Source organism: Acinetobacter sp. 228, from assembly GCF_048147885.1.
In genome coordinates this window covers 1-1,015 of record NZ_JAYWYV010000631.1, presented here as the reverse complement: position 1 = coordinate 1,015, position 1,015 = coordinate 1, and the positions used below count along the sequence as shown (strand labels likewise).

Here is a 1,015-nt window from a genome sequence, read left to right as displayed (position 1 = left end):
AATTAAAGTGGGCTTATTTGATTTGTTTGAAGTAGATGAATGGATTAAGGGAACAAATGCAGGCCGTACATTTGTTGGAATGCACGCTAAGGCTTATTTACAACAAAAAGAACAAGAGAATAATTAAACGTGACTACGCAAAATTTAATGTGTCCTGTGTGTCGTCAACGACTTGAGCTGGTAAGCAAAACATGGCGGTGTGAACAGGGCCATAGCTATGACATTGCAAAGCAAGGTTATGTGAACTTACATGTTGTACAGCACAAACATAGTAAAAATCCGGGAGATACTCCTGAGTCTGTAGATGCGCGCCGTGCTTTTTTACAAGGTGGCTATTATCAACCTTTACAGCAAGCAGTAGTTCATTTGCTGAAAGATCTTAAAGCTAAAATGGTACTTGATATTGGCTGTGGCGAGGGCTATTACACCAGCGCAATGCAACAGGTCGTTGAACAGTGTATAGGTGTAGATATTGCAAAAAATGCAGTACAACGCGCAGCAAAGTTAAATGACAAAGTGACATGGGTGGTTGGTACAGGAGCAACTTTACCGGTCATCGATCAAAGCATGGATGTGTGTACGAGTCTTTTTAGCCCGATTCCCCAAACGGAAATTCTGCGTGTTTTAAAAGATGATGGTTATTTAATTGTTGTGACTCCAGCAACCGATCATTTGTATGCGATGCGTGAGGCATTGTTTGAACAGGTTAATCCTCACACACCACAGAAATTTGTTGAACAACTACAAGATTTATTTGAGTTGAAAGAACAGCAAGTTATTGATGCTCCTTTAGTACTTGACCAGCAAGCTTTAAAAAATCTTATTGCTATGACTCCCTATGCTTATAAGGCATCTCCAGAACGTCGTATGCAATTAGAACAGAAAGCACACTTACAAGTGACCGCATCTTTTCAAATTTATCTTTTTCAAAAGCGTAATAAAAAAGCCATCTAACGATGGCTTTTTTATTTTTATTCAATTTGATTAATCAAGTTTTCTAATTCATCTTTTTCAC

Annotated in this window: 1 protein-coding gene and 1 pseudogene; both read left to right on the top strand. The window is 38.4% G+C overall.

What is annotated here, in order from left to right:
* Positions 1-127 (top strand): annotated as a pseudogene (locus tag VXQ92_RS21430) (hypothetical protein); the annotation flags it as partial.
* A 2-nt stretch (positions 128-129) separates the two neighbouring features.
* The gene (locus VXQ92_RS21425; protein WP_002019666.1) at positions 130-954 is read left to right on the top strand and encodes a putative RNA methyltransferase; all 825 of its coding nucleotides are present in this window, start codon (positions 130-132) and stop codon (positions 952-954) included.
* The last annotated feature ends 61 nt before the right edge of the window (positions 955-1,015 follow it).